The following is a 22,891-nucleotide window of genomic DNA, read 5'->3' as shown; positions in this document are numbered from 1 at the left end:
CAGGCGGACAAGCCATGAATCTGCAATTGGATAACCTGCGCAATGCCTACCTCAGCGGCGATACCACGCCGCGCGAACTACTGCTGCAGTTGCGTGAAAAAGCCGCGCAGTTGAACCCCGACTATCACCTGTTTATTCATCTGCTCAGCGCGACGGAACTGGAGCCGTACCTGGCGGCACTGGACGCTCGCGAGCCGTCCGAATTGCCGTTGTTCGGCGTGCCGTTTGCGATCAAGGACAACATCGACCTGGCGGGCATTCCGACCACGGCGGCCTGCCCGGCGTTTGCTTATGTACCGACGCGCAGTGCGACGATTGTCGAGCAACTGATCGCCCTGGGCGCGGTGCCGTTGGGCAAGACCAACCTGGATCAGTTCGCCACCGGGCTCAATGGCAGCCGCTCGCCCTACGGTGTGTGCCCCAACAGTGTATTGCCCGACTATCCGTCGGGCGGTTCCAGTGCCGGGTCGTCGTTGGCCGTCGCCCTGGGTGTGGCGAGTTTTGCGCTGGGTACCGACACTGCCGGTTCCGGGCGGGTGCCGGCGGCGTTGAATAACCTGGTGGGGCTCAAGGCGAGCAAAGGGCTGATCTCCACGGCGGGCGTGGTGCCAGCGTGCCGCACGCTGGATTGCGTCACCACCTTCACCCGCACCGCGCGCGAGGCCAGCCAGTTACTGGCGTTGACCGCCAAGCTCGACCTACTGGATGCCTACAGCCGCCAGAACCCGGCGTGGAATGACGCCTCGGCGTTCGGCGCACCGAGGCCGTTTCGTTTTGGTGTGCCGCGCACTCAGGACCTGGAGTTCTTCGGTTGCGAGCAAGGCCCATCACTGTTCCAGCAGGCCATCGCCCGCGTAATTGCCCTCGGCGGCGAACCGGTCACGCTCGACCTATCACCCTTCCTCGAAGCCGCGCGCCTGCTCTATGACGGGCCGTGGGTGGCCGAGCGCTACAGCGTGGCCGGTGAACTGATGGAGCGCGAGCCCGAAGCGGTGCTGCCAGTGATCCGTGCTGTGTTGGCCAAGGCGCCAGCGGTGAGTGGCGTAGACACCTTCCGTGCGCAGTACCGTCTGCAAGCCTTGAAAGCCCAATGCGATGTGTTGCTGGCAGGGCTCGATTGCGTGCTGACGCCGACCATCGGCCGCCCAGTCACCTTGGAAGAGTTGCGTGCCGAACCGGTGCTGCGCAATGCCGAACTGGGCCACTACACCAACTTCATGAACCTGCTGGATTACGCGGCCGTCGCGGTGCCCAGTGGCTTTATGGAAAACGGTTTGCCATGGGGGGTGACGTTGTTTGGTCGCGCATTTACCGATCAATACCTGCTGGGCGTGGCAGATGCGTTGCAGCGCCAGCAGGATGCCTCGCTTCGCGCGTCAACAGGCAACGCCAGCCATGACATGACGCGACTGGTGGTGTGCGGCGCGCACCTGCGAGGGCTGGCGCTGAACGGCCAATTAGTGCGCCGTGGTGCACGCTTGCTGGAGCGCACCCACAGCTCGGCGGACTATCAACTGTTTGCCCTGGCCGGCGGGCCGCCTTACCGCCCCGGCATACTGCGGGTGAGCGAAGGCGGCGTGGCCGTCGAGGTTGAGGTGTGGGAATTGCCGAGCCGCGAACTCGGTTCATTCCTCACCAGCATCCCCGCGCCACTGGGCCTGGGCAAGGTGCAACTGGCGGACGGGCGCTGGGAAACCGGCTTCATCTGCGAACCCTACGGCCTGGCGGGCGCGGTGGACATCAGCCACTTCGGCGGCTGGCGCGGCTACCTGCATAGCTTGCAATAGCGCGATGGCGCTGTATCGTGCAGGTAACTGCGCGATACAGCCCGAACCGACATGACTACGCCAACCCTTTGCCCCGCCTGCGGTGCCCGCAACGACTGCACCCTCGCCGACCCGCGCACCGCCGACCAAGCCTGCTGGTGCTACAGCGTCAGCATCGACCCGGCAGTGCTCCAAGCGCTGCCGGATGAACTGCGCAACACCGCCTGCCTGTGCCCACGGTGTGCCCAAGTGGATGCAACATTGCGTGGGGCTGACTCGAAGTAATGCGCGTAGATCGTTTTCTCAGCAACCTGCCGCGTTTCAATCGCCAGCAAGTGCGTGTGCTGCTGGTTGAGCGACGGGTGACGGTCGATGGCGTGGCGGTCAGCGATCCACACCACGAGGTGCGTGAATTCAGTTGCGTGTGTGTTGACGATGAAGTGCTGCAAGTCGGCAAACCAGCGCGCTATTTTATGCTGCATAAACCTCAAGGCTGTGTGAGCGCCACAGCCGACCCGGTGCACCCCACGGTTCTTGATCTGTTGGATGAGCCGGATTCGAGCGAGCTGCATATCGCTGGCCGTCTGGATTTCAATACCACTGGGCTGATGCTGATCACTAACGACGGCCAGTGGTCGCGGCGCTTGACCCAACCGCAGACCAAATTGCCCAAGGTTTACCTCGTGCAAACCGAACAGGACATCACCCCCGAGTACGCGGTGACGTTTGCTGCAGGTGTATATTTCGCGTTTGAAGACCTCACCACTCAGCCCGCCGATTTGGAACTGTTAGGCCCAAGGACGGCGCGGCTGAGCATCATCGAAGGCCGCTATCACCAAATCAAGCGCATGTTCGGCCACTTTGATAACAAGGTGATCGGCCTGCACCGTGAGCGGATGGGGCCGTTGATGCTGGATGATGCACTGGCGCCAGGCGAATATCGGGCCCTGACTGACAACGAAATCCGAAGGGTTTGATGACCGTTCGGCCGGTGATGGCAAAAAACCAGTTCGGCGCCTTGCGACCTGGCGCCTGTGCTGCTTGAATCAAGACGTCAGCCAAAGTATGACTGGCGAGTCGCCTATAACCTCCAAGAAACACCTTGCCCCGCCCGCGCTTGATCTACGGGCCTTTCCGGCAAACAGCCCGCCCTAAAAACAGCCGTCGGCCAGCCGTCATCGGGCCGACATGGGCGCTCATCTTCCAGGCGTATGCCTACCTGTCATAAAGCGTGTGCAGACTGATCTGCGCGCCCTACCCGCTTGCCAGGAGTCTTACGACATGAGGCCAGAAATCGCTGTGTTGGATATACAGGGTCAGTATCGGGTTTACACGGAGTTCTATCGCGCGGATGCTGCGGAAAAGACCATCATCCTGGTCAACGGCTCCATGGCCACCACGGCCTCTTTCGCCCAAACCGTGAAAAGCCTGTACCCACAATTCAATGTGGTTTTGTACGACCAGCCCTACGCTGGCCGCTCCAAAATCCATAATCGCCACGAGCAGATGCTGACGAAAGAAATAGAAGGCCAGATTCTGCTGGAACTTATCGACCGCTTCGCCGCCGAACACGTGCTGTCGTTTTCCTGGGGCGGCGCCGCCACGCTGGTCGCGCTCGCCCACCGGCCCCGCCGCGTGGAGAAGGCGGTGATCAGCTCGTTCTCCCCGGTGATCAACGCGCCGATGCGCGACTACCTCGAACGCGGCGTCGACTACCTCGGCAACCTCGACCGCGACCGCGTCGGCCACCTGGTCAACAGCACCCTCGGCAAACACCTGCCGTCACTGTTCAAACGTTTCAACTACAAACACGTGAGCAGCCTGGCCGAGCACGAATACGGGCAGATGCACTTTCACATCAGCCACGTGCTCAACAGCGACCGACTGTGCTACCTCAAGGCGGCGCGGCAGATCGACATTCCGGTGCTGTTTTTGAATGGCGAATGGGACGAGTACACCAGCGCCGAAGATGCCAAGCAGTTTGGCCAGCATGTGGCCAAGAGCAGCTTCAGCACTGTTCAGGCGACCGGGCATTTTCTGGACATGGAACACAAGGCGGCATGCCGGGATAGCCGAGAGGCAGTGGTGGGCTTTTTGAAACCGGAGCGGCAGGTGGGTCGATTGCGCTATCACCAAGAGCAGACGCAGCATGCCTTCGCGATCTGAACCGCTCCCACACCAGCTTGCGCCGGTACGAGGTGCGTTCGTCGACTGGCTCGATGAACGCAACCCACACATTTTTCGAAGAAAAACTTCAAATCCCGGCGAACATCTGGTACAAAGTCAGCCGCGCTGAGCGGGTATAGTTTAGTGGCAAAACGAAAGCTTCCCAAGCTTTAGTTGAGGGTTCGATTCCCTCTACCCGCTCCACCTCTCTCCTAACCCATTGATTTTTATGAAATCCACCGGGTAGAAAACGAGACAGTCACGTAGTCCTCCTACAAAGGGCTCCTACAACGTGACGCAACGCAACAACCTCTACCGCCGTTCGAGCGGAATCTACGTCCTTCGGATTACCGTCCCGAGTCGCTATCGCGTTCAATTGGGTCAGCGAGAAATTCACGCGTCTGCCCGAACCACTGATCTCAGCGCAGCGAAGGCTGTAGCATTGCACCTAATGGCGCGATGGCATTCATGCATAAGTGAGCTAAATCAAGTGAACGAGACGAAGGTATTAGAAGGCAGTCCGCTAGTGGCGGGAGTCGGGTTCATAAGCATTCAAGATTGTTGTGAGACCTTCGAGGTTGCAGCCGAGTTGGTGCTTCAAGAGATTCTAAACAACAATATTTTTGTCGCATGCAGACTGAACGCCCAACGGTAATCCGGCTATGATAGACGGGCGGGTGTGGCCTCGCTGTAGTAGCGAGGCCGTCCAGCCGCAGAGCGCGGAGAGCTCTACCTATCAGTATGACCCAAGAAGCTTTGCGTTTAGTGCGGCTGCAATAGCATTTGACCGGTGCTCAATAAATTTATCGTAGTCATCAGACGTCACCCCGTAGCCTTCGACATCGTGAATTAAATGACTTATCAGCGTCTGCTGTATCGCCCCATTCTCTAATGAGAAAGCAGAAATATACTGACTCGGCGCTTTTTTACTAATTCGATGCTTATTGGAGTAACCGTCAATTAAAGTTATGTTGGCTACTAGATTTGCCTCCCTGCCCGGCATAGCATTAGCCAGGTATTTTGTAGGAAAAAAATGGTGATAGTTACGACTACTCGCAATCTTTAGATTGCTGTTATCCAAGATCACAACACCGTCCGTATCAAAAGACTTTGGCTGGTTAAAGGCCAAGAGGCACAATATAGACTTGCAATAAGAATTGCCAGATGAAAAGTAAGTCTGCGCTACGTCTTCACTATCAACGCGGAGCTCGGACTGAGGATAGTCCGGCGTTTTTCCGGCCAATATCATGTCCATCTTATTGAAGTCTTCGGTAATCCCAGAGTCCGAGGACGAACCATATCGCTCCGTTAGCCCGACCCAATAAAAAAACTGCTCAAGTAACTTAGCCTGGGTAGCTGTTGGCTTACGATTTTCGGTGGAATGGAAGTAGTAGGTTAGAGGGATCAGCAATGCCGGATAGGGCAGAAGCTGAGAAACGGGAACCCTTATTTCTGTGCGGAGGAAATCTATCGCTGTGAATAGCGAGGCATTCATAGGCGCCCAGTTCGCTATAAAATCCTCACGCTTAATCCCTAAAATATCCCGTCCACGCACGGCGCGTGTCGTGATAGCCGCTACGCACTGCATGATTAAAGACGGAGGAAGCGTTTCAAACTTGGCGGTTCTAAGACATCTTCTTTCGTCGTCAGAACCGTCCCTCAAAACCTCATAGCGTTCTGCCAGATCGAAAGATTTTCTTTCGTCATAGGTCTTCGCGACCATGATCTCAAACACAGTTAGTGCTTTTCCTCCTGTGTTAATTCGTGAGAAAATCTCACAAGCCACTTCTATCGGATAGTCACGAATTGTTATCGTGGGAAAATCATAATTCGTAAGACTGTTTTTATAATACTCCATTAGCTCAAGCTGAGGTTCTGTAAACTCGTGCATCAACTCAGTAAACTTGCATGTCAAAAGCCTATGAACAGAGATAAGGTTCGACTCCCCATCATGGCGGAAGGTTTTTACTACCGAGTCTTCGCGCTCTAAATTCTCAGATAGATCAATGTAAATATCTTGATAATTTATTTCCTTGCCATCCTTGCTGATCCGGAGTCCCTTCCGAATCGCATAAAGCGAGGTGATTCGCTGCTGCCCATCCAAAATATATTGGACATAATCACCTTTTGGAGTGTCGGGCAAAACGTGATTACCTACCTCTTTATAGCTTCTGAGCTCTTCGCGAGTTTTCCAAAAAATAAAGGTCCCGATAGGAAAGCCTTTAAGTATAGAGTCAATCAGCTTTGCCGACTGCTCTTTCTCCCAGACAAACTCCCTTTGAAACATTGGAAGCTTGATCTGACCCGTATCAATTTCCAAAAAAAGAGATTCATATTTTTTATTCTGGTTTTCCGGTTGAAACAACACCGTTACTGGAGAAGGATTCGCTGCATTCACGTGGTAAAGCTCCCTGCCTGAAAACGCCGACAGTATCAGACCGCCATCATGAATGGTATGAGATGTGCGCTGCCCGCAATCCGCCCGCTGATAGAGTTGCGAATCGAGGCAGATCCTTCGAAGGTCTTGTTGGGATCTGAGCATCACGGGCGAAGTCTCGATTAAGCGGCGATGTCCCTCCGACGCGTTTACTAGCTGGAGCCTTTCGCGTGCGCCCGAGCTCCACCCACCCGGTCAATGACGTCTCAGAGACGTCCAACTCAGGACGCTGTTCGCCTGGCATGCGTCTGATGCAACATGCATGGAAAACTTAGCTTCGGAGACGTATATGTCATTGAAATCGACAAAGGAACAGTTGACACAATTACTCGCGGATAAGGACAACAAAGTTATCGCGTTGTCCGGTAAGTGGGGCACAGGCAAAAGTGTAGTGGTCTAATGAAACCGGACATCCATTTAAGCGAGAATGCTCGCCAGAACGAGGTGTCAGATGACCAAACAACGCCGTACCTTTTCCCCTGAATTCAAACGCGAGGCTGCCGACCTCGTTCTCAAGCAGGATTACAGCTTCATTGAGGCCAGCCGCTCGCTTGGTATCGGCGAGTCGGCTTTGCGCCGATGGGTCGACCAAGTGCAGCAAGAACGCACGGGCGTCACCCCGCAGAGCAAAGCGCTGACCCCGGAGCAGCAGAAAATCCAAGAGCTGGAAGCCCGAATTGCTCGCCTTGAGCGGGAAAAATCAATCTTAAAAAAGGCTACCGCGCTCTTGATGTCGGAAAATCTCGAGCGTTCGCGCTGATTGACCAGTTGAGCATCCACGAGCCGGTTGATTGGCTGTGCAAGGTGTTTGAAGTGACTCGCTCGTGCTACTACGCTCGGCGTCTCAGGCGCCGCACACTGGATGTAGAACGCCTTCGATTGCGCAGTCGGGTGAACGAGTTGTTCACCCAAGGCCGCAGTGCTCCCGGTAGCCGTAGCATCATGGCCATGATGCAGGACGACGGCGAGCAGATCGGGCGATTCAAGGTGCGCAGCCTGATGCGCGAGCTGGAGTTGGTCAGCAAACAACCGGGATCGCATGCTTACAAAAAGGCGACGGTCGAGCGGCCCGACATCCCTAATATTTTGAACCGGGAGTTTGATGTGCCCGCTCCTGACCACGTCTGGTGTGGCGATATCACTTATATCTGGGCTCAAGGGAAATGGCAGTATCTGGCGGTTGTGCTAGATCTTTTTGCCCGCCGTGTTGTGGGCTGGGCGTTGCCGGGAAAGCCGGATGCCGACTTGGTCATCAAGGCCTTGGACATGGCTTACGAGCAGCGAGGGAAGCCTCAAGGTTTGCTGTTCCACTCCGACCAGGGCTCGCAATATGGAAGCCGGAGTTTTCGCCAGCGCCTTTGGCGATATCGCATGCGTCAGAGCATGAGCCGGCGAGGAAATTGTTGGGATAATGCGCCGATGGAGCGGGTGTTCAGGAGCCTGAAAACCGAGTGGATACCGACCATGGGCTACACGACGGTCCAACAAGCTCAGCGGGATATCAGCCATTTTTTGATGCACCGGTACAACTGGATTCGACCGCACCAATTTAATGGTGGGCTGCCACCGGCTCAGGCCGAGAAAAAACTTAACGTCGTGTCCGGGATCAGTTGACCACTACAGTCTCAATTGATAGGTTTTGCCAAAAAGTTAGCCCTAAAGCACAAGCTACCCCTACACGGCCCCCTCAATTCCAAGGGTTTTACTTTCTGCCTTCGGGGACCACGCAGGTCCTACAAACGTGTAATACAATCATCCATGCAACACTCAAATTTTCAAGGACTTACGTGACAGATAGGGATAGGGCGGATTCCCTCTACCCGCTCCACTCAAATAGTGCACTCACGTCAGTATAGTTCTGACGAGGGACACTTAAAAAACCGGTCCATAGTGACCGGTTTTTTTATGGGCGCGATTTATGCGATCAGTCACTTGTCCGGTTAAACCTGTACAAATCAATATTTATGTACAAGTATCAACTCTGAGCGTTGGCGCCTCGCCACGTACCATCTCGGAGCCGGGCAATGACACGTCTACTGGTTTCATTGTTGTTGGTGTTGAGTGTCAGCAGTTGCACCAACGTAGGAGTCGACCACTACGCCGACCAGCAGCCGCAGTTGGACCTGCAACGTTTCTTCAGCAAGCCCGTCAAGGCGTGGGGGATTTTCCAAAAGCGCTCAGGGGAAGTAGCAAAGCGCTTTGAAGTGAATATCGCCAGCCGGCGCGAGGGCAACGCTCTAATTCTTGACGAGCGTTTCCTGTACAGCGATGGCACCCGCCAGCAGCGAGTGTGGACGTTGACACCCGATGGCCCGGGACGCTGGCGCGGGCGCGCAGGTGATGTGGTCGGCGACGCGATTGGCGAAGTGGCGGGTAACGCGCTGCGTTGGCGCTACCGGCTCAACCTGCCGGTGGATGGTTCGGTGTACGAAGTCAGCTTTGATGACTGGATGTACTTGATGGACGAGGACACCTTGATCAACCGTTCGAGCATGACCAAGTTCGGCGTCGAATGGGGCCAGATCACGTTGTTTTTCCGTCGCCAATAAACGACCGAGCGTGAGGGCGAATCATGAATATGAAAATGCTGACCGAACTGGCGGTAAAAGGCGAGGTGCGTGAGCTGGAACTGCTGTCGCTGGAAGGTGGTTTCTACATCGCGCGCGTCAGGTTGGATCATATCGAAATGACGCTGCTGGACGATGATGCCAAACCGATGCGCATCGGCTCCACCACGCATTTGCGCGACCTGTTGCAACGGGTTCCGCCGTTTCCCTGCGTGTTGGTCCAGCAGTGCGTGCACGATGAAATGTGCGGTGCACGGGAAGGGCCGATCGGTGCGTTGCGTATTCCGTTTACGCTGAGTGCATCGCTCTAAGAGGCTTTACATTTTCTGGCTGCCCTTCCCTTTAGTAGGTGCAGACTAGGCGGGCAATCCTGTTGCGGTGCGAAAGAACCTACGTTGCACCGTCAACATGGCCCTGCGTAGCCAAAGCTCACTCACGCGACGCTCTACGCCTCAAAATAGATCACTCTGACACCACCACCCTTTCCCTTGCGCTGCGCAACCTAGCGAATCTTTCTGAGGCCATTGGTGCCCTGAATTACATCACCACACGGTGCCCGCGACGTACAGGCTGGTGACTTCAGTCACCGTCGAGCCAATGGTCGCGGATGTAGGCCACGCCTTCGAAAAATTCCGCAATACCTCTCTCCGACGCCCTCCCGGCGCGCTCATACACTTGATTCAGCCCTTACTGAAACGCGGGTTAACGACCGTCGGTAGGTAAAGTGTTGATAATTCTCCCTGAGTGGTTGTAGTCACCACCAACACACACCACAAGGAGGTGATGTGGATAGCCGATATTTGATAGGTCACATTGTTGCGGCGGCTGGTACCAGGTGGGCACACGGGGCAGTCATCACCACTTCAAACACCCGACAAAGCCGGGGTTAGTGACGATTCCCCATCCAAAGAAGGACCTGTCGGACACAACCGCCAAGCGCATCTTGAAACAGGCTCTGCTCAACTGACCGCCCCCGGAGGGCAATAGACATGCTTTACCCTATCGCAATTTCAACCGGTGACGAGGACTATGCCTGGGGGGAAGTCCCGGATATTCCTGGCTGCTACTATGCTGGCGATGACCTGGACGACGCCATGGCCATGGCCCGTGAAGCGATCGAAGGGCACTTCGAGATCCTTGCGCAAGATTACCGCCATGCTTGAAACTGGACAACGCACACCAAAAAACATATTGCGCCAAGTGGTCGGCTGGGTAGTGGTTTTGCCACTGTTAGTCTCGTTTGTGAGGCTACCCTTTCCCCTTGGGCCGCTGCTGATGCTCGGCGCCATTGCCGCGTCGGCTTATGGCGCGGGGTTTGCCTGGCGCTACGCCAGCCAGCGTGTGACGGTATTTGCGTTGATCTTCACACTGCTCAATGTGATTTCTTTAGTAGCCATTGGGGAGATCTCACTGCTCAAGGGGCTCTATAGAGCCTCCTGGCTTTACTGGTACCCGTACTACACCGACTGGGTTTACTGGAACCTCTAAGCTCAGGGAGAATTTGATCGCAAGAAACGTAGTTTCCAGTCCGGCGGGGAGAACTACAGTGGCGCCGTACCTATTAAACCCCTTCGAGGAATCCACTCATGTCCTACGAATACAAGCTCATGGCCTCCCCCGTCGGCCAGCTCACCTTGGTCGCGCGCGACGGCAAACTCAACGCCATCCTGTGGGAAACAGAGCGTGCCAACCGTGTGCGTTTGGGTGAGTTGCAGGAGGCCAACGACAGCCCGGTGTTGTTGGAAGCCGAGCGCCAGTTGCGAGAGTATTTCGCCGGCACCCGCAACCAATTCGAGCTGGAACTGAATTTCACCGGCACTGCGTTTCAAAAACAAGTCTGGCAGGCGCTGCTGACCATCCCCTTTGGCGAAACCCGCAGCTACAGCCAGATCGCCCAGCAGATCGGCAACCCCAAAGCCGTGCGTGCGGTAGGGGCCGCCAACGGGCGCAACCCGATCTCGATCATCGCCCCCTGCCACCGTGTCATCGGCGCTTCAGGCGGGCTGACCGGGTTTGCCGGAGGGCTTGAGACCAAGCAATATCTACTCGCACTGGAAGGTACGGGCCAGCCAGTGCCCGGACGTTTTACGCCGCCGTTGCACTGATTTTGCTGTGGAGCCTGAGCGGGCCGTACTTCCACTACAACGACACCTGGCAACTGATCATCAACACCTCGACCACCATCATTACCTTCCTGATGGTGTTCCTGATCCAGAACACGCAAAACCGCGATAACGACATCCTGCATATCAAGATCGATGAGCTGCTGCGCGTCTCCAAGGATGCGCAAAATGCAGTGTTGAGCCGGGACGGGCTGGACCGCAAAGAGCTGGAAAAACTGCGCAAGGAATACCGCAGCATCTACGCCACCGGCAGCGTCAGCCTCAACAGCAGTTGCGGAGAAGTGGTCGATGACGCAGTAGCGAATAAAACCGACCTGAACCACGCATAAAAAACGGCGATGGGACTTGCTCCAACCGCCGTTTTTTCAGTTCAACGCAAGGGAATCAACCGTCGCCTTGATGACCTTTACCGTAGGTCGACGCCAGGGCACGGGCTTTTTGAAGACGCTCTTCAAGCTTAGGCAGCGTTTCGTCCACCAGCGCTTTTATCTCGGGCACATCCGAAGCCGCGCCTTCCTGTTTGAACAAAGCGATGGCGTCTTCGTTTTCCTTGACCTGCTGCGCGGTGTAGGCGGCGTCAAAGGAGTCGCCGTCCTTGAGTTCGGGCATCAAGGTTTCGGCCTTGTCGACGATTTTCTCGCGCGGCGCCACCGGCAAGTCGAGCTTCTTAGCGATCGCCGCCAGATGCTGGTTGGCCAGGGTGCGCTCGTTAATCACCTCAATGGTGTAGTCCTTGATTTCCTGGGATGAGGTTTTGGCGTGGGCCATGCGACTGGTTTCGATATCGGCCATACCTTTGGCCGAAGCCTGCTCAATGAATTCAGCAGGCGACTGGGCGAAAGCATTGCTGGCGCCGAGGCCCAGCAGCATCGCGAAACTGGCGGTGCGTAACCGGATAGCCATGCGGCTCATGATGGGGTTCCTCCAGGGAAAAAATAAGTGCGGGAAAATGCACCCGCCCTGAATTCGAATTTTGAGGGCAGCAAAGGTTTAGAAAAAACTTCCCAGTGCGACGAACGGTCGTCATCACATCAGGCCGGTTTGCTGCCGAACAGACCGGGCAATGCATGCGCCAGCGCATTAATCGCGAAGCCGATGAACATCACACCGCAGAGTTTGGTGATCAGGATTTCATGGCGTTGGTAGACCGTGCGCACACGCTGGGCGCCCACCACGCCGATCAGAATGGCGTAGGCCAGCAGCCCACCGATAAAGCTCAGGAAGATCAAGGACGGCAGCATCGCCCAGGTCAGCAACTCAGCACGGCTGGACAGCAGCGCGGTAAATGTCGCCACCGCCACCGGGTAGGCCTTGGGGTTAGTCAGGCCGAACAGAATACCGTGCCAGAACGGATGCCGCGCCGCGCCCTGAGGCGCATCGCTGCTGCGACGCTGGGTGCGAATGGCGCGCCAGCCGAGCCAGAACAAATACAAGCCGCTGAGTACGCCAAGTACATCAAAAGCACTGCTGCCGACTTCGCGCGCGCCAACAATGGCGATCAACGCAGTACTGCACCACACCACGTCCCCCAGCAAATGCCCGCACAGAAACCCCGCCCCAGCGCGGCGGCCACGTGCAGCGCCGATGCCGAACACGGCCAGAACGCCCGGGCCAGGTGTAATCCCGTAGATAAAACCCGAGGCGAGGACGGCTAACAACAAGGATGGGGTCATGGGCGCGACTCTGACAGACGGTTGAAAGGTGCAGCGATTCTGCACGCTCTGAGCCTACGGGTAAAACTTCATTCCTGCATACGGCTTGGCGCGACAGGCGCACAGACGCGAGGCTAAATCGCCGACGTGCACTTCAAGCTTGTGGCCATCGGGGTCGAGGAAGTAGAACGAGGCACCTTCGCTACGGTTGTCGCGCCACTCCTGGACCTGGGCCGCTCGCAAGCGCGCCACCAGCGCGGGGAAGTCATCGGCGGCGGCTGTGAACGCGTAGTGGGTGTACTCCGCCGCAGGTTCGGATGGACGCGACAGGTCGAGCGACAAACACAACCACAAACCGGGCAATGAGAGGTAGGCGCCGTTGTCCCAGGTGGCGTCGAGTTGAAGTTGCAGCACCTGATGATAGAAGTTGACGCTGCGGTTCAAATCGGTGACGGCAAGGGTCAGGTGGTTGAGGCCTGAGAGCATGTTTTTATTCCTGTTATCGATGGCTTGCGGACAATACACCCTGCACCTGCCCAATCAACCACTGCAACCCCGAGTCCCCGCCCCGTCGCGCATGCCACGCCAGCTCAAAGGCAAACGAGGGAATATGAAACGGCGGCGGCACGGCCAGTAAATGCTGCTGATCGATGTTGAGCAGGCCTCTGGATGACACCGTCAGAATCAGGTCGGTGCCCTGGATCAACTGCGGCGCCACGCTCCAGTGTGGCAGGCTGATCGCCACATGCCGCCGCTCACGAATCGCCGTCAACGCGCGTTCGATTTCCGGGGTGCCGCTGCCGCGCATTTCCAGCAACACATGTGGGCGTGACAAATAAGTAGGCAGGTCGAGGGTGCCGTTTGCCGGCAGGCTGTTACGGTCCACCAGGCAGGTGTAATGCTCCTCGAACAACGGTGTGGTGCGCAGTTCGGCGGGCATATCAGGAAAGACCCCAGCGGCCAAGTCGATGTCGCCGTTGAGCACACCGTCCACCATCCCTTCGCGGCTGGCCTGGATGATTTGCAGGTCGATGCCGGGCGCCTCATGGCGTAGGACGCGAATCAAACAGGGTAGGAAAATCGCCGCGCTGTAGTCCGACATCGCCACGCGAAATCTACGCTTGGCCGACGCCGGGTCAAACCGGTTCGGCGCCAGCAGCGCCTGCACCTGGGCCAGGGCTTCGGCCAACGGCGCAGCCAGTTCCAAGGCGCGCGCGGTCGGCACCAGTGTGCCGCGCTGGCGCACCAGTAACGGGTCATTCAACACATCCCGCAGGCGTGCCAACGCGTGGCTGACCGCTGGTTGGCTGAGGTGCAGACGCTCAGCGGCACGGGTGACGTGTTGCTCGCTGAGCAAGGCATCCAGGACTACCAGCAGGTTGAGGTCGATGCGGCGCAGATCATTCATTAGCTGCATGCTCGGCATAAGAACTTTGAATTTAAATTTGCGCGACGAATAGCCTAGAGTCCAGCAAAACCTCTGGGAGAGATGAAATGACGACGTTGCACTGGCTGGGTTTGTTGGCGCTGGCAGTGATCGCCGGGGCGGTAGTGCCGTTTCAAAGTGCGATCAATGCCAACCTCGGGCGCGGGCTGGGCCACCCATTGTGGGCCACGCTGGCGTCACTGTTGGTGAGTATTATTGTGCTGCTGCCGGTCATTCTGGCGCTACGTTTACCACTGCCGAGCCTGGTGTCTATCACTAAAGCACCGCTGTGGATGTGGGCTGGCGGTGCATTTGGCGTGTGCTTTATTTCCCTGGCGTTGCTGCTGCTGCCCAAGCTCGGCGCGTCGGGTTTCATCGCACTAGCCATGGCAGGGCAGATTCTCGCCGCTCTGCTGCTCGACCACTTTGGACTGTTCGGCCTGATGGAGCGCCAACTAACAATGCCCCGTGTGTTGGGGGCGTTGTTGTTGATTGGCGGGGTGGCGTTGATTCAGTTCAGCAGCACGCCCGCCCGTGCCCTGGCAACTGCAGGCTGACCAGGGCTTTTTCGGCATCGATTTCAGTGGCCGGGCGCCCCGGCCTCTAACGTATTAGTGCTCATGCTTTCTCTCCAGCGAACTGCTCACAGGCGCCCGAGTGCTTTTGTTGACTGGTGCGGCGTTACAGCGTGGCGATGTAGGCCGGTGGCGGGTGCAGGTCGCCATTGCGTCCGGCTTTCGCCACTTGGCCGGGCAGCGCATGGCCGAGCAGGGCCGGCAGGCGGCGGGACATGTGCAACAGGTGCGGCAGGTCGATGCCGGTGTGAATACCGACTTCGTCACACAGGTTGACCAAATCTTCGGTGCAGATATTGCCCGAAGCCCCCGGCGCAAACGGGCAGCCGCCAAGGCCACCCAGCGCTGCATCGAAACGCCGTGCGCCAGCGTCATAAGCCGCCAGTACATTGCACAAACCCAGGCCGCGAGTGTTGTGAAAATGCAAGGTCAGGTCGCTGGCCGGAACGCGCTCCAGCACACGCTTGACCAGACGTTGCACCTGGCGCGGGTTGGCCATGCCAGTGGTGTCGGCAAGCGTGATGCCCTGGATGCCCAACTCGCAGTAGGCGTCGACGATTTGCAGCACGCGGTCTTCATCAATCTTGCCTTCGAACGGGCAACCGAAGGAGGTAGCGATGCTGGCGTTGAGGTGCACCGGGTAGTCGGCGGCGAAGCTGACGATATCGCCAAACGCTGCCAATGACGCCTCGCAACGCATGCGCATGTTGGCCAGGTTGTGGGTCTGGCTGGCGGACATCACCAGGTTCAACTCATCGGCCCGGGATCCGATGGCACGCTGGGCGCCTTTGACGTTGGGGATCAGCGCCACATAGATCACGCCGGGTTTGCGTTCGATACCCTGGAACACTTGCTCGCCATCGCGCAATGCGGGAATGGCCTTGGGCGAGACGAATGAACCGGCTTCGATCCGCGAAAAGCCGGCCAACGACAGCTGGTTGATCAACGCGATTTTGTCGGCCGTCTCGACCCAGGTCGGTTCGATTTGCAGCCCGTCGCGCGGGGACACTTCCTGCACGATCAGCGGATCGCAATAGTCAGTGATCATTGCACCACTCCCGCCGTTTTCAAGCGTTGGATATCGGCACCGGTCAGGCCAAGCTCGGCGAGGATGTCGTCGGTGTGCTGGCCCAGCGTCGGGCCTTGCCAGTTCACCGCGCCTGGGGTTTCGGAAAGCTTGGGCACGATGCCGGGCATTTTTATCGACACGCCGCCGGGCAGTACGGCATTGAGCAACATGCCGCGCGCCTGGTAGTGCGGATCGCTGACGATATCGGCCACCGAGTAAATGCGCCCGGCCGGCACTTCTGCCGCTTCCAGAGCGCTGAGCACTTGGTCGATGGGCAGGCTGCTGGTCCAGTGGGTGATCGCCGCGTCAAGCAGCCCGCTTTTCGCCGCACGGCCATCGTTATGGGCAAACTCCGGCGCTTCGGCCAAGTCGGCGCGACCGATGGTGGTCATCAGGCGCTTATAGATCGGGTCGCTGTTACCGGCGATCACCACGTAAGCGCCATCGGCGGTCAGATAGGTGTTGGAGGGCGCAATGCCAGGCAAGGCGCCGCCGCTGCGCTCGCGCACATGGCCGAGCATGTCGTATTCGGGCACCAGGCTTTCCATCAGGTTGAACACGCTTTCGGCCAGTGACACATCGACAACCTGCCCATCGCCCTGCCCGGTCTTGACCCGCAGCAGCGACATCAGCGCGCCGATCACGCCGTGCAGCGACGCGAGGGAATCGCCCAGGCTCACGCCCACTCGCGCCGGTGGCGAATCAGGGTTGCCGGTGGTGTAGCGAATGCCGCCCATGGCCTCGCCGATGGCACCGAAGCCTGGGCGATCACGGTAAGGGCCTGTCTGGCCGTAGCCGGAGATGCGTACCAGGGTCAGCTTGGGGTTGAGGGCGTGCAACACATCCCAGCCCAGGCCGAGTTTTTCCAGGCCGCCGGGGCGCAGGTTTTCAATCAGCACGTCGGCGTCGCCGAGCAGTTGTTTGATCAGGCCAAGGCCTTCAGCGGACTTGAGGTCCAGGGCCAGGGACTTCTTGTTGCGCGATTGCAGGTACCACCACAGTGACGTGCCTTCGTGCAGTTTTCGCCATTTGCGAAGTGGATCGCCCTGGCCCATGGCTTCGATCTTGATCACCTCGGCGCCGAACTCGGCCATCAGCCGGGCGGCAAACGGCGCGGCAATCAGGGTGCCGATCTCAATCACCTTGATACCGTTCAACGGAGCCGTCATGGGGTGCGCCTTTTACTCTTGGAATGTGTGGCCAAGGCTAGACGACAGGCGCAGGGGAAATCCAACCTTCAGTTGGCAAGGAGCGTTCGCGAAACACGAACAACAATACAATCACGGCGTTGACTCGATCGCTATCGCGGGCTTGCCCGCGATGAGGCCGTCCGTGTTTGAATTACTCTAGCGTCCTGCGCAGATAGTCAAACAACAATCGACTGACCGGCGACAACTGCGCCTCATCGCGCACCACCAGAATCAAGCTGCGCTCCGACCAAGCATCCGTCAGCGGCACCGCGTGCAACCCCAACGCGCGACCAAACAGTTCATAGGCCTTTTGCGGCAGGATGCCAATACCCATGTTCGCCTGGACCATCCGGCACATCGCGTCAAACCCCGGCACATGGATGCGCAGGCGCAGCATCTTGCCCGCCTCACGCGCGGCCGCATGGGTGCGCATATTGATCGAGCTGGCAGCATGCAAACCCACATAATTACTGTCGAGGGTTTCAGCGAAAGCCAGGGCTTGGCGGGAAGCCAACGGATGCTCCGCCGGCATCAGCACCACCAGCTTATCGTGCCGATAGGTCACACTGGGCAAGCCTTTGGTGTCGGTGTCGCTGGAGCAGATCCCCAGGTCCGCCACGCCATCCAGCACGCCCTGCACCACGCCGTTGCTGGGGCGTTCTTCCAGATCGGTTTTCACCTCGGGGTGCCGTGCGCAAAAGTCCCGCAAGTCTTCGGGAAGGAACTGAATGATCGCCGACAGATTGGCCAGCATGCGCACATAACCGCGCACGCCATGGCTGTGCTCGCCCAGTTCCAGGCCCATTTTTTCGACGTTGAACAGCATCTGCCGCGCATGGTGCAACAGGGTTTCGCCCGCTGCGGTGAGGTCCATGCCCTTGGCCCGGCGCACGAACAGGCTGACGCCCAGCACTTGTTCCAGCTCCATCAGGCGCTTGCTCGCCGCCGACACCGCAATGGCCTCGCGGGCAGCTGCGCGCGTCAGCGTGCCTTCCTCGAACACTGCAACGAACAGTTGCAAGGTTATCAGGTCCAGGCGACGCACCAGGCTCTTGTGCCGCATCAGTGACGCTCGGCTGCCAGGCGATTGATGTCGGCCTGCTCCACCACCGCGTGCGGCGCCCCATTGCGCACGGCAGCCAACATCGCTTGGCCGACGGTCTCGGTGCTCACGACCCAGCCCGGGTTGACCCGACGTACGAAAGAGAGCGCCGGCCCGAGTAAGCAATAGAAGAATTGGTACAGCGGCGTTTTCGAACGCACGCCATGCAACGGCTGAATCACCCCCGGCCGAAACAGGTACACCGCCTTGAACGGCAGGCGCAACAAAGCGTTTTCAGTCTTGCCCTTGACCCGTGCCCACATCGACTTGCCCGCCTCGGAACTGTCGGTGCCGGCACCGGACACGTAGATAAAAGTCATTTGCGGGTTGAGCCGCGCCAGGGTGCTGGCGGCAACTAGGGTGAGGTCATAGGTGAGGTGTGTGTATTTGGCTTCGTTCATACCTGCCGACGATACGCCGAGGCAGAAGAAACATGCATCAAAGCCTTGCAACAGGTTTTCCAATGGCTGCAAATCCAGCATGTCACTGTGCAGAACCTGGTGCAGCTTGCCGTGCTCCTGGATCAGCGGCGTGCGGCCAACGGTGACGACTTCCTGTACGTCAGCGGCCAGCAGGCACTCGCGCAGCACGCCTTGGCCGACCATGCCGGTAGCGCCAAATAACAGAACTCTCATTGGGGGACCTCAGCGGCAAGCCGCAAGCTTCATGCTTAAGTTAAATGCAGTTCAGCTTGTAGCTTACCGTTTGCCGCGTGCGGCTGCCCCTTTTAGAAAGCGTTGCGAAAGATCTCCTCGATCTGCCGCTGATCCGCCCGCCGTGGGTTGGTCAGCCCACAGGCGTCCTTCAACGCATTGGTGGCCAGCAGCGGAATGTCCTGCAACTTGGCGCCCAGTTCACGCAAGCCGGCGGGAATCTCAACTTCCTGGGCCAAGGTGCGAATGGCGGCGATGGCAGCTTGGGCCCCCTCTTCTGGGGTAATTCCTTTGATATCGGCGCCCAATGCACGCGCCACGTCACTCAAGCGCTTGGCGCAAACACTGGCGTTGAAGCTTTGCACGTGGGGCAACAAGACCGCGTTGCACACACCGTGGGGCAAGTCGTAGAGGCCGCCGAGTTGGTGGGCCATGGCATGCACAAAACCCAGGGAGGCATTGTTGAATGCCATCCCGGCGAGGAATTGCGCATAGGCCATGTTTTCCCGCGCGGCCTTGTCGGTGCCATCACGCACCGCCAGGCGCAGGTTGGCGCTGATCAGCTCAATGGCCTTGATCGCGCAAGCGTCGGTAATCGGGTTGGCGGCGGTAGAAACATAGGCTTCGATGGCATGCGTCAGGGCGTCCATGCCGGTGGCGGCCGTCAAGCCCTTGGGCATGCCGACCATCAGCGCCGGGTCATTGACCGACAGCAACGGCGTGACGTTACGGTCGACGATGGCCATTTTCACGTGGCGGGTTTCGTCGGTAATGATGCAGAAGCGGGTCATCTCGCTGGCGGTGCCCGCGGTGGTGTTGATGGCCACCAGTGGCAGTTGCGGCTTGCTGGATTGGTCGACGCCTTCGTAGTCGCCGATATGCCCACCATTGGTGGCGCACAGCGCTATGCCCTTGGCACAGTCATGGGGCGAACCGCCGCCCAGGGACACTACGAAATCGCACTGGCTATGCTGCAACAGCGCCAGGCCCTTCTCGACGTTTTCCACATTGGGGTTGGGCTTGGCGCCGTCGTAGATGACCGAGTCGATATCCTGCATCGCCAGCTTCTCGCCGATCATGCTGGCCACGCCGGCCTTGGCGAGGCCCGCATCAGTGACGATCAGCGCCTTGCGAAAACCATAGTTGCGGATGGCAATCATGGCCTCGTCGAGGCAGTCGGTGCCCATGATGTTGACGGCGGGAATAAAGAAGGTGCTGCTCATGGTCAATCCTCAGAGGCGTTATGCCTACAGGATCAACCTGACTTGCCTGCGCCATGTTGATCAGGATCAACGACCGCTCGTGATAAAGTCACCACCCAGAAGATTTCGAGTAGACCCGCCGCAATGAAGGATTTCCAGGATATTGACGCCCACCTTGAAGACTGGAGCGCGCTGCGCAGCGCCGTCGACTTCAGTGGGATTCTGATCGGTAATGGCGCGAGCCGCACGATTTGGGAAGACTTTGCCTACGACTCGCTGTTCGAAAACGCCCGTACCGTCGAAGAAAAGCCCCTCAGCCAATCCGAGCTGAGTGTGTTCGATGCCCTGCAAACCCGCAGTTTCGAGCAGGCGCTAGGCGCGTTGAAGACCACCAGCCGGGTCAACAAAGCCCTGGCGGTCAGCTCGGCGGCGCCGCGCAATCGCTACTACGCGATCAAGGAAGCGCTGATCAATACCATCCACGCCGTGCACATTCCGTGGCGCTTGGTGCAGCCGTCAACGCTGGCGACGATCAACGCGGAACTGGCTCGCTACTCCACGGTATTCACCAGTAATTACGACCTGCTCAACTATTGGGCGATCCTGCACACGCCAGGCATCGACGACCTGTTCCGCAGCGCCGATGCCAGCTTCGACCTGCGCAACACCCGCACCGAGGCCACGCGCATCCTCTACCTGCACGGCGGCCTGCACCTGGTGCGCAACCTCGACGGTACGGCGCGAAAATTGGCGTCCACCGACAGCACCTTGCTCAGCAGTTTTGCGATCAACAACACGATCAAGACCCTGGATGATGTGCCGCTGTTTGTCAGCGAAGGCAAGGTGCAAGAGAAGCTTAAAACCATCCGCAGTTCGGACTATCTGTCGTTCTGTTATGAGCAGTTGCTCAGCCATGAAGGTGCGCTGTGCATCTTCGGCCAGGACCTCGGCCCGCAGGATAAGCACTTGGTGGATGCGCTTCGCCAGGCCAGGATTACGACCCTGGCGATTTCAGTATCGGGACGCAGCGATGGGTTTATTCGCCAGCAGAAGCGCCGCTATTCGGAGCTATTTGAGGGCAGCGGCGTGGGCTTGAAATTCTTTGCGGCGCGCACGCATCCGTTGGGTAATGGCGCGTTGTCCGTCCCCGTCGAACGCTGATCAAATGTGGAGGGGGCCTGCACCTGATTGTGGTGAATCAGTCGCCACATTCATTGACTGACACACTGCCATCGGAAGCAAGCCCCTCCCACATTTTGAGCGAGCCACACTCACCTACTGACAAATAACAATAATTCTCGATATCATTCACGACTTTTCTACGTCGTGCTTCGTCAAGAAGGATATCCATGTCTCGTCCCAAGCCCGACCCGTTGTCGTCCGATGCCTTTCGCGGGTTTTATGCAGACATACTGTATTTCTTGCGCAAACGCACAGACAACGCCAGCGACGCGGCGGACATGACCCAAGATGTCTTTACCCAATGGCTGGACTACCGCGACCGGGCCAAGGTCGAGCAGCCACGGGCGTTTCTGTTCCAGATGGCACGCAACCTGCTGCGTGATCACTGGCGTAAACAGAAGGTACGGCAGACCGTCCACCTTGCCCCCACCGAAAAGGACGCCGAGCCGGTCACCGATGAGCAAAACGAGCCGATGGTCGCCGCGCAGCGCCTGCAACGCCTGGAACAGTTGAAAGAAGTCCTCGCCGAACTCTCGCCCCGCAGGCGAGAAGCCCTTATGCTGCACCGCTTCGAAGGCCTGAGCCAGATGCAGATCGCCGAGCGCATGGGCATTTCGACCAGCATGGTGGAAAAGCACATCGCGTTTGCCCTGCTGCATTGCAAGCGACGCCTTCAACACGAACCCGGCACGGAGCAGCCAGAATGAAGCGCCTGAGCGACATCGACGCCCTAGACATCGAAGCGAGTGACTCCATCGATGCCCAAGCCGCCAGCTGGTTTGCCCGCAACCGCAGCGACATGGGGCGTGCCGATCGCAAAGCCTTTGCCGCCTGGCAGGCCGTGCCTGCCCATGCCCGCGCGTATGCCGAGTTCGAACAACTGTGGGCCGACCTCGGCCAATTGCAGCAACTGAACAAACCCGTGCCGCTGCCCAAGCGCAAGCCTTCCGTCTGGCGCCCTGCCCTGGCCGTCGCCGCCGCGCTGGTGTGCGCCCTGCTGGCCACGCACATCGGCGCGCCTCGCGAACTTTACCACAGCCAAATCGCCGCCCACGCCAAAGGCATGCGCACCCTGAATCTGCCCGATGGCAGCACGCTGTATGTGAATGCCAACACACGTCTGCGCATAGACTTCAGCGCTCACCAACGCACCCTTCATTTGGACAAGGGCCAGCTGTACATCGAAGTGGCCGCCGATAAGGAACGGCCGCTGTACGTGCAAGCCGGCGAGGCGCATGTGCGGGTGGTCGGCACTGGTTTCGATGTGCGGCGCAGCCAGCAGCAACTGGTGGTCAGCGTTGCCCATGGCCAAGTGGCCTTCACGCCCGACAGCAAAAGCCCGGTGAGCTTACTCGGCGCCCAACAACGCGCGTCCTACAGCTACGCCAAGGGCACAGTAGAGCAACAAACCCTCACGGCTGAGGAAGTGGCGGATTGGCGCAGCGGGCACCTGTCATTTCGAAACCGCGACCTGGCCAGCCTGATCGATGAACTGAGCCTCTACCGGCCGCAGGCGCAGTTGCTGGTCAGCAAAGCCGTGGCGCAACTGAAGGTCTCGGGCAATCTGGATGTGAATGACCCGGACGCCCTGCTTGCCGCCCTGCCGGCCCTGCTGCCGGTGAAAACCGTGGCCTCAGCCGATGGCATTGTAAGAATCGAACCGAACAAGTAACGCAGGCGAACCCTCAGTTGAGAATATTTTGCATTCGCACGTGTGGTTTTTTTTGCCTGCCCCGTCTTCCTCCCGACTGTGTTTGATACGCACACCTTTTCGGCTACTT

At 58.4% G+C, this 22,891-nt stretch carries 25 protein-coding genes, 1 tRNA gene and 2 pseudogenes; 18 read left to right on the top strand and 10 right to left on the bottom strand.

Going from position 1 to position 22,891, the window contains the following annotated elements:
* Positions 1 to 14: 14 nt before the first annotated feature.
* The 6 genes from atzF (at position 15) to FW764_RS10315 (ending at position 4,587) form a co-directional block, all read left to right on the top strand.
* Entirely contained in the window at positions 15 to 1,787 is a 1,773-nt protein-coding gene (gene atzF / locus FW764_RS10340; protein ID WP_446433849.1) for an allophanate hydrolase, read from the top strand.
* Positions 1,788 to 1,838: 51 nt separating this feature from the next.
* Positions 1,839 to 2,051 (top strand): cysteine-rich CWC family protein, encoded by a 213-nt coding sequence (locus FW764_RS10335; RefSeq protein ID WP_446433848.1) that lies wholly within the window; start codon positions 1,839 to 1,841, stop codon positions 2,049 to 2,051.
* On the top strand, positions 2,051 to 2,743 hold the full coding sequence (locus tag FW764_RS10330) for a pseudouridine synthase (protein ID WP_446433847.1): 693 nt from the start codon (positions 2,051 to 2,053) through the stop codon (positions 2,741 to 2,743). The genes FW764_RS10335 and FW764_RS10330 overlap by 1 nt, the downstream gene beginning before the upstream one ends.
* Positions 2,744 to 3,047: 304 nt before the next feature.
* Positions 3,048 to 3,932 carry an alpha/beta fold hydrolase gene (locus FW764_RS10325; protein ID WP_446433846.1) on the top strand — a complete coding sequence of 295 codons (885 nt, stop codon included), beginning with the start codon at positions 3,048 to 3,050 and terminating at the stop codon, positions 3,930 to 3,932.
* A 130-nt stretch (positions 3,933 to 4,062) separates the two neighbouring features.
* Positions 4,063 to 4,136, top strand: a tRNA-Gly gene (locus FW764_RS10320).
* 88 nt (positions 4,137 to 4,224) lie between these two features.
* A complete protein-coding gene (locus FW764_RS10315; RefSeq protein WP_446433845.1) occupies positions 4,225 to 4,587 on the top strand; it encodes a DUF6538 domain-containing protein in 363 nt (120 codons plus the stop codon).
* Positions 4,588 to 4,668: 81 nt separating this feature from the next.
* Here the strand turns inward: FW764_RS10315 and FW764_RS10310 are convergent, their stop codons facing one another.
* Positions 4,669 to 6,330, bottom strand: coding sequence for a GmrSD restriction endonuclease domain-containing protein (locus FW764_RS10310; protein ID WP_446433844.1), 1,662 nt, complete (start codon positions 6,328 to 6,330; stop codon positions 4,669 to 4,671).
* Between the two features lie 490 nt (positions 6,331 to 6,820).
* Between FW764_RS10310 and FW764_RS10305 the strand changes: the two genes are divergently transcribed.
* From FW764_RS10305 to FW764_RS10270, 8 genes and pseudogenes are all read left to right on the top strand, one after another.
* Positions 6,821 to 7,983 (top strand): IS3 family transposase gene (locus FW764_RS10305; protein WP_446433843.1). Its coding sequence is split into 2 segments (ribosomal slippage): positions 6,821 to 7,073 and positions 7,073 to 7,983, totalling 1,164 coding nucleotides; the frame shifts between segments, so codons are not numbered across the junction.
* A 410-nt stretch (positions 7,984 to 8,393) separates the two neighbouring features.
* Positions 8,394 to 8,918, top strand: a complete 525-nt coding sequence (locus tag FW764_RS10300; RefSeq protein ID WP_446433842.1) for a DUF3833 domain-containing protein — start codon at positions 8,394 to 8,396, stop codon at positions 8,916 to 8,918.
* A gap of 23 nt (positions 8,919 to 8,941) precedes the next feature.
* Positions 8,942 to 9,247: a DUF6482 family protein gene (locus FW764_RS10295; RefSeq protein WP_446433841.1), complete on the top strand. Its 306-nt coding sequence runs from the start codon at positions 8,942 to 8,944 to the stop codon at positions 9,245 to 9,247.
* Positions 9,248 to 9,721: 474 nt separating this feature from the next.
* A pseudogene (locus FW764_RS10290) lies at positions 9,722 to 9,903 on the top strand (type II toxin-antitoxin system HicA family toxin).
* Positions 9,904 to 9,925: 22 nt separating this feature from the next.
* A pseudogene (locus tag FW764_RS10285) lies at positions 9,926 to 10,084 on the top strand (type II toxin-antitoxin system HicB family antitoxin); the annotation flags it as partial.
* Between the two features lie 7 nt (positions 10,085 to 10,091).
* A complete protein-coding gene (locus tag FW764_RS10280) occupies positions 10,092 to 10,424 on the top strand; it encodes a hypothetical protein (RefSeq protein ID WP_446433840.1) in 333 nt (110 codons plus the stop codon).
* A 98-nt stretch (positions 10,425 to 10,522) separates the two neighbouring features.
* Positions 10,523 to 11,041, top strand: a complete 519-nt coding sequence (locus FW764_RS10275; RefSeq protein ID WP_446433839.1) for a methylated-DNA--[protein]-cysteine S-methyltransferase — start codon at positions 10,523 to 10,525, stop codon at positions 11,039 to 11,041.
* The gene (locus FW764_RS10270) at positions 10,975 to 11,388 is read left to right on the top strand and encodes a low affinity iron permease family protein (RefSeq protein ID WP_446434177.1); all 414 of its coding nucleotides are present in this window, start codon (positions 10,975 to 10,977) and stop codon (positions 11,386 to 11,388) included. The genes FW764_RS10275 and FW764_RS10270 overlap by 67 nt, the downstream gene beginning before the upstream one ends.
* 55 nt (positions 11,389 to 11,443) lie before the next feature.
* Here the strand turns inward: FW764_RS10270 and FW764_RS10265 are convergent, their stop codons facing one another.
* The 4 genes from FW764_RS10265 to FW764_RS10250 form a co-directional block, all read right to left on the bottom strand.
* Positions 11,444 to 11,971, bottom strand: a complete 528-nt coding sequence (locus tag FW764_RS10265; RefSeq protein WP_016975135.1) for a DUF4142 domain-containing protein — start codon at positions 11,969 to 11,971, stop codon at positions 11,444 to 11,446.
* Positions 11,972 to 12,090: 119 nt separating this feature from the next.
* Positions 12,091 to 12,732 (bottom strand): LysE family translocator, encoded by a 642-nt coding sequence (locus FW764_RS10260; protein WP_094951029.1) that lies wholly within the window; start codon positions 12,730 to 12,732, stop codon positions 12,091 to 12,093.
* A gap of 54 nt (positions 12,733 to 12,786) precedes the next feature.
* Positions 12,787 to 13,197, bottom strand: a complete 411-nt coding sequence (gene fos, locus FW764_RS10255; RefSeq protein WP_446433838.1) for a fosfomycin resistance glutathione transferase — start codon at positions 13,195 to 13,197, stop codon at positions 12,787 to 12,789.
* A gap of 13 nt (positions 13,198 to 13,210) precedes the next feature.
* On the bottom strand, positions 13,211 to 14,128 hold the full coding sequence (locus FW764_RS10250) for a LysR family transcriptional regulator (protein ID WP_446433837.1): 918 nt from the start codon (positions 14,126 to 14,128) through the stop codon (positions 13,211 to 13,213).
* Positions 14,129 to 14,205: 77 nt separating this feature from the next.
* Here FW764_RS10250 and FW764_RS10245 point away from each other — a divergent pair, with 77 nt between their 5' ends.
* Positions 14,206 to 14,694, top strand: a complete 489-nt coding sequence (locus FW764_RS10245) for a DMT family transporter (protein WP_446433836.1) — start codon at positions 14,206 to 14,208, stop codon at positions 14,692 to 14,694.
* A 124-nt stretch (positions 14,695 to 14,818) separates the two neighbouring features.
* Here FW764_RS10245 and FW764_RS10240 read toward each other — a convergent pair whose 3' ends face one another.
* The 5 genes from FW764_RS10240 to yiaY all read right to left on the bottom strand — a co-directional run bounded on the left by FW764_RS10240 (position 14,819) and on the right by yiaY (position 19,949).
* Entirely contained in the window at positions 14,819 to 15,760 is a 942-nt protein-coding gene (locus FW764_RS10240; RefSeq protein WP_446433835.1) for a hydroxymethylglutaryl-CoA lyase, read from the bottom strand.
* Complete coding sequence (locus FW764_RS10235; RefSeq protein ID WP_446433834.1) at positions 15,757 to 16,950, bottom strand: CaiB/BaiF CoA transferase family protein; 1,194 nt, start codon at positions 16,948 to 16,950, stop codon at positions 15,757 to 15,759. The genes FW764_RS10240 and FW764_RS10235 overlap by 4 nt, the downstream gene beginning before the upstream one ends.
* 172 nt (positions 16,951 to 17,122) lie before the next feature.
* Positions 17,123 to 18,034, bottom strand: a complete 912-nt coding sequence (locus tag FW764_RS10230; RefSeq protein WP_446433833.1) for a LysR family transcriptional regulator — start codon at positions 18,032 to 18,034, stop codon at positions 17,123 to 17,125.
* Positions 18,034 to 18,708, bottom strand: a complete 675-nt coding sequence (locus FW764_RS10225) for an NAD-dependent epimerase/dehydratase family protein (RefSeq protein WP_446433832.1) — start codon at positions 18,706 to 18,708, stop codon at positions 18,034 to 18,036. The genes FW764_RS10230 and FW764_RS10225 overlap by 1 nt, the downstream gene beginning before the upstream one ends.
* Positions 18,709 to 18,800: 92 nt before the next feature.
* Positions 18,801 to 19,949 carry an L-threonine dehydrogenase gene (gene yiaY, locus FW764_RS10220; RefSeq protein ID WP_446433831.1) on the bottom strand — a complete coding sequence of 383 codons (1,149 nt, stop codon included), beginning with the start codon at positions 19,947 to 19,949 and terminating at the stop codon, positions 18,801 to 18,803.
* A gap of 123 nt (positions 19,950 to 20,072) precedes the next feature.
* On the opposite strand from yiaY, the gene FW764_RS10215 reads away from it, so the two are divergent.
* From FW764_RS10215 to FW764_RS10205, 3 genes are all read left to right on the top strand, one after another.
* Positions 20,073 to 21,089, top strand: coding sequence for a DUF4917 family protein (locus FW764_RS10215; RefSeq protein ID WP_446433830.1), 1,017 nt, complete (start codon positions 20,073 to 20,075; stop codon positions 21,087 to 21,089).
* A gap of 188 nt (positions 21,090 to 21,277) precedes the next feature.
* On the top strand, positions 21,278 to 21,817 hold the full coding sequence (locus FW764_RS10210; RefSeq protein ID WP_446433829.1) for an RNA polymerase sigma factor: 540 nt from the start codon (positions 21,278 to 21,280) through the stop codon (positions 21,815 to 21,817).
* The gene (locus tag FW764_RS10205) at positions 21,814 to 22,782 is read left to right on the top strand and encodes a FecR family protein (protein WP_446433828.1); all 969 of its coding nucleotides are present in this window, start codon (positions 21,814 to 21,816) and stop codon (positions 22,780 to 22,782) included. Before FW764_RS10210 ends, FW764_RS10205 begins: the two co-directional genes overlap by 4 nt.
* Positions 22,783 to 22,891 lie beyond the last annotated feature (109 nt).

It is taken from the genome of Pseudomonas sp. 1152_12, assembly GCF_052850675.1.
Note: the sequence above shows the minus strand (reverse complement) of the source record. Positions and strands in the feature narration are given on the sequence as shown.

What these genes read in the sequence shown, in the direction of transcription:
- FW764_RS10295 (WP_446433841.1), top strand. Translation starts at nt 8,942, where the DNA reads ATGAATATGAAAATGCTGACCGAACTGGCGGTAAAAGGCGAGGTGCGT.
- FW764_RS10225 (WP_446433832.1), bottom strand. Translation starts at nt 18,708, where the DNA reads ATGAGAGTTCTGTTATTTGGCGCTACCGGCATGGTCGGCCAAGGCGTG.
- fos (WP_446433838.1), bottom strand. Translation starts at nt 13,197, where the DNA reads ATGCTCTCAGGCCTCAACCACCTGACCCTTGCCGTCACCGATTTGAAC.
- FW764_RS10245 (WP_446433836.1), top strand. Translation starts at nt 14,206, where the DNA reads ATGACGACGTTGCACTGGCTGGGTTTGTTGGCGCTGGCAGTGATCGCC.
- FW764_RS10235 (WP_446433834.1), bottom strand. Translation starts at nt 16,950, where the DNA reads ATGACGGCTCCGTTGAACGGTATCAAGGTGATTGAGATCGGCACCCTG.
- FW764_RS10280 (WP_446433840.1), top strand. Translation starts at nt 10,092, where the DNA reads ATGCTTGAAACTGGACAACGCACACCAAAAAACATATTGCGCCAAGTG.
- FW764_RS10325 (WP_446433846.1), top strand. Translation starts at nt 3,048, where the DNA reads ATGAGGCCAGAAATCGCTGTGTTGGATATACAGGGTCAGTATCGGGTT.
- FW764_RS10215 (WP_446433830.1), top strand. Translation starts at nt 20,073, where the DNA reads ATGAAGGATTTCCAGGATATTGACGCCCACCTTGAAGACTGGAGCGCG.
- FW764_RS10335 (WP_446433848.1), top strand. Translation starts at nt 1,839, where the DNA reads ATGACTACGCCAACCCTTTGCCCCGCCTGCGGTGCCCGCAACGACTGC.
- yiaY (WP_446433831.1), bottom strand. Translation starts at nt 19,949, where the DNA reads ATGAGCAGCACCTTCTTTATTCCCGCCGTCAACATCATGGGCACCGAC.
- FW764_RS10300 (WP_446433842.1), top strand. Translation starts at nt 8,394, where the DNA reads ATGACACGTCTACTGGTTTCATTGTTGTTGGTGTTGAGTGTCAGCAGT.
- FW764_RS10250 (WP_446433837.1), bottom strand. Translation starts at nt 14,128, where the DNA reads ATGCAGCTAATGAATGATCTGCGCCGCATCGACCTCAACCTGCTGGTA.
- FW764_RS10265 (WP_016975135.1), bottom strand. Translation starts at nt 11,971, where the DNA reads ATGAGCCGCATGGCTATCCGGTTACGCACCGCCAGTTTCGCGATGCTG.
- FW764_RS10240 (WP_446433835.1), bottom strand. Translation starts at nt 15,760, where the DNA reads ATGATCACTGACTATTGCGATCCGCTGATCGTGCAGGAAGTGTCCCCG.
- FW764_RS10205 (WP_446433828.1), top strand. Translation starts at nt 21,814, where the DNA reads ATGAAGCGCCTGAGCGACATCGACGCCCTAGACATCGAAGCGAGTGAC.
- FW764_RS10330 (WP_446433847.1), top strand. Translation starts at nt 2,051, where the DNA reads ATGCGCGTAGATCGTTTTCTCAGCAACCTGCCGCGTTTCAATCGCCAG.
- FW764_RS10210 (WP_446433829.1), top strand. Translation starts at nt 21,278, where the DNA reads ATGTCTCGTCCCAAGCCCGACCCGTTGTCGTCCGATGCCTTTCGCGGG.
- atzF (WP_446433849.1), top strand. Translation starts at nt 15, where the DNA reads ATGAATCTGCAATTGGATAACCTGCGCAATGCCTACCTCAGCGGCGAT.
- FW764_RS10230 (WP_446433833.1), bottom strand. Translation starts at nt 18,034, where the DNA reads ATGCGGCACAAGAGCCTGGTGCGTCGCCTGGACCTGATAACCTTGCAA.
- FW764_RS10260 (WP_094951029.1), bottom strand. Translation starts at nt 12,732, where the DNA reads ATGACCCCATCCTTGTTGTTAGCCGTCCTCGCCTCGGGTTTTATCTAC.
- FW764_RS10275 (WP_446433839.1), top strand. Translation starts at nt 10,523, where the DNA reads ATGTCCTACGAATACAAGCTCATGGCCTCCCCCGTCGGCCAGCTCACC.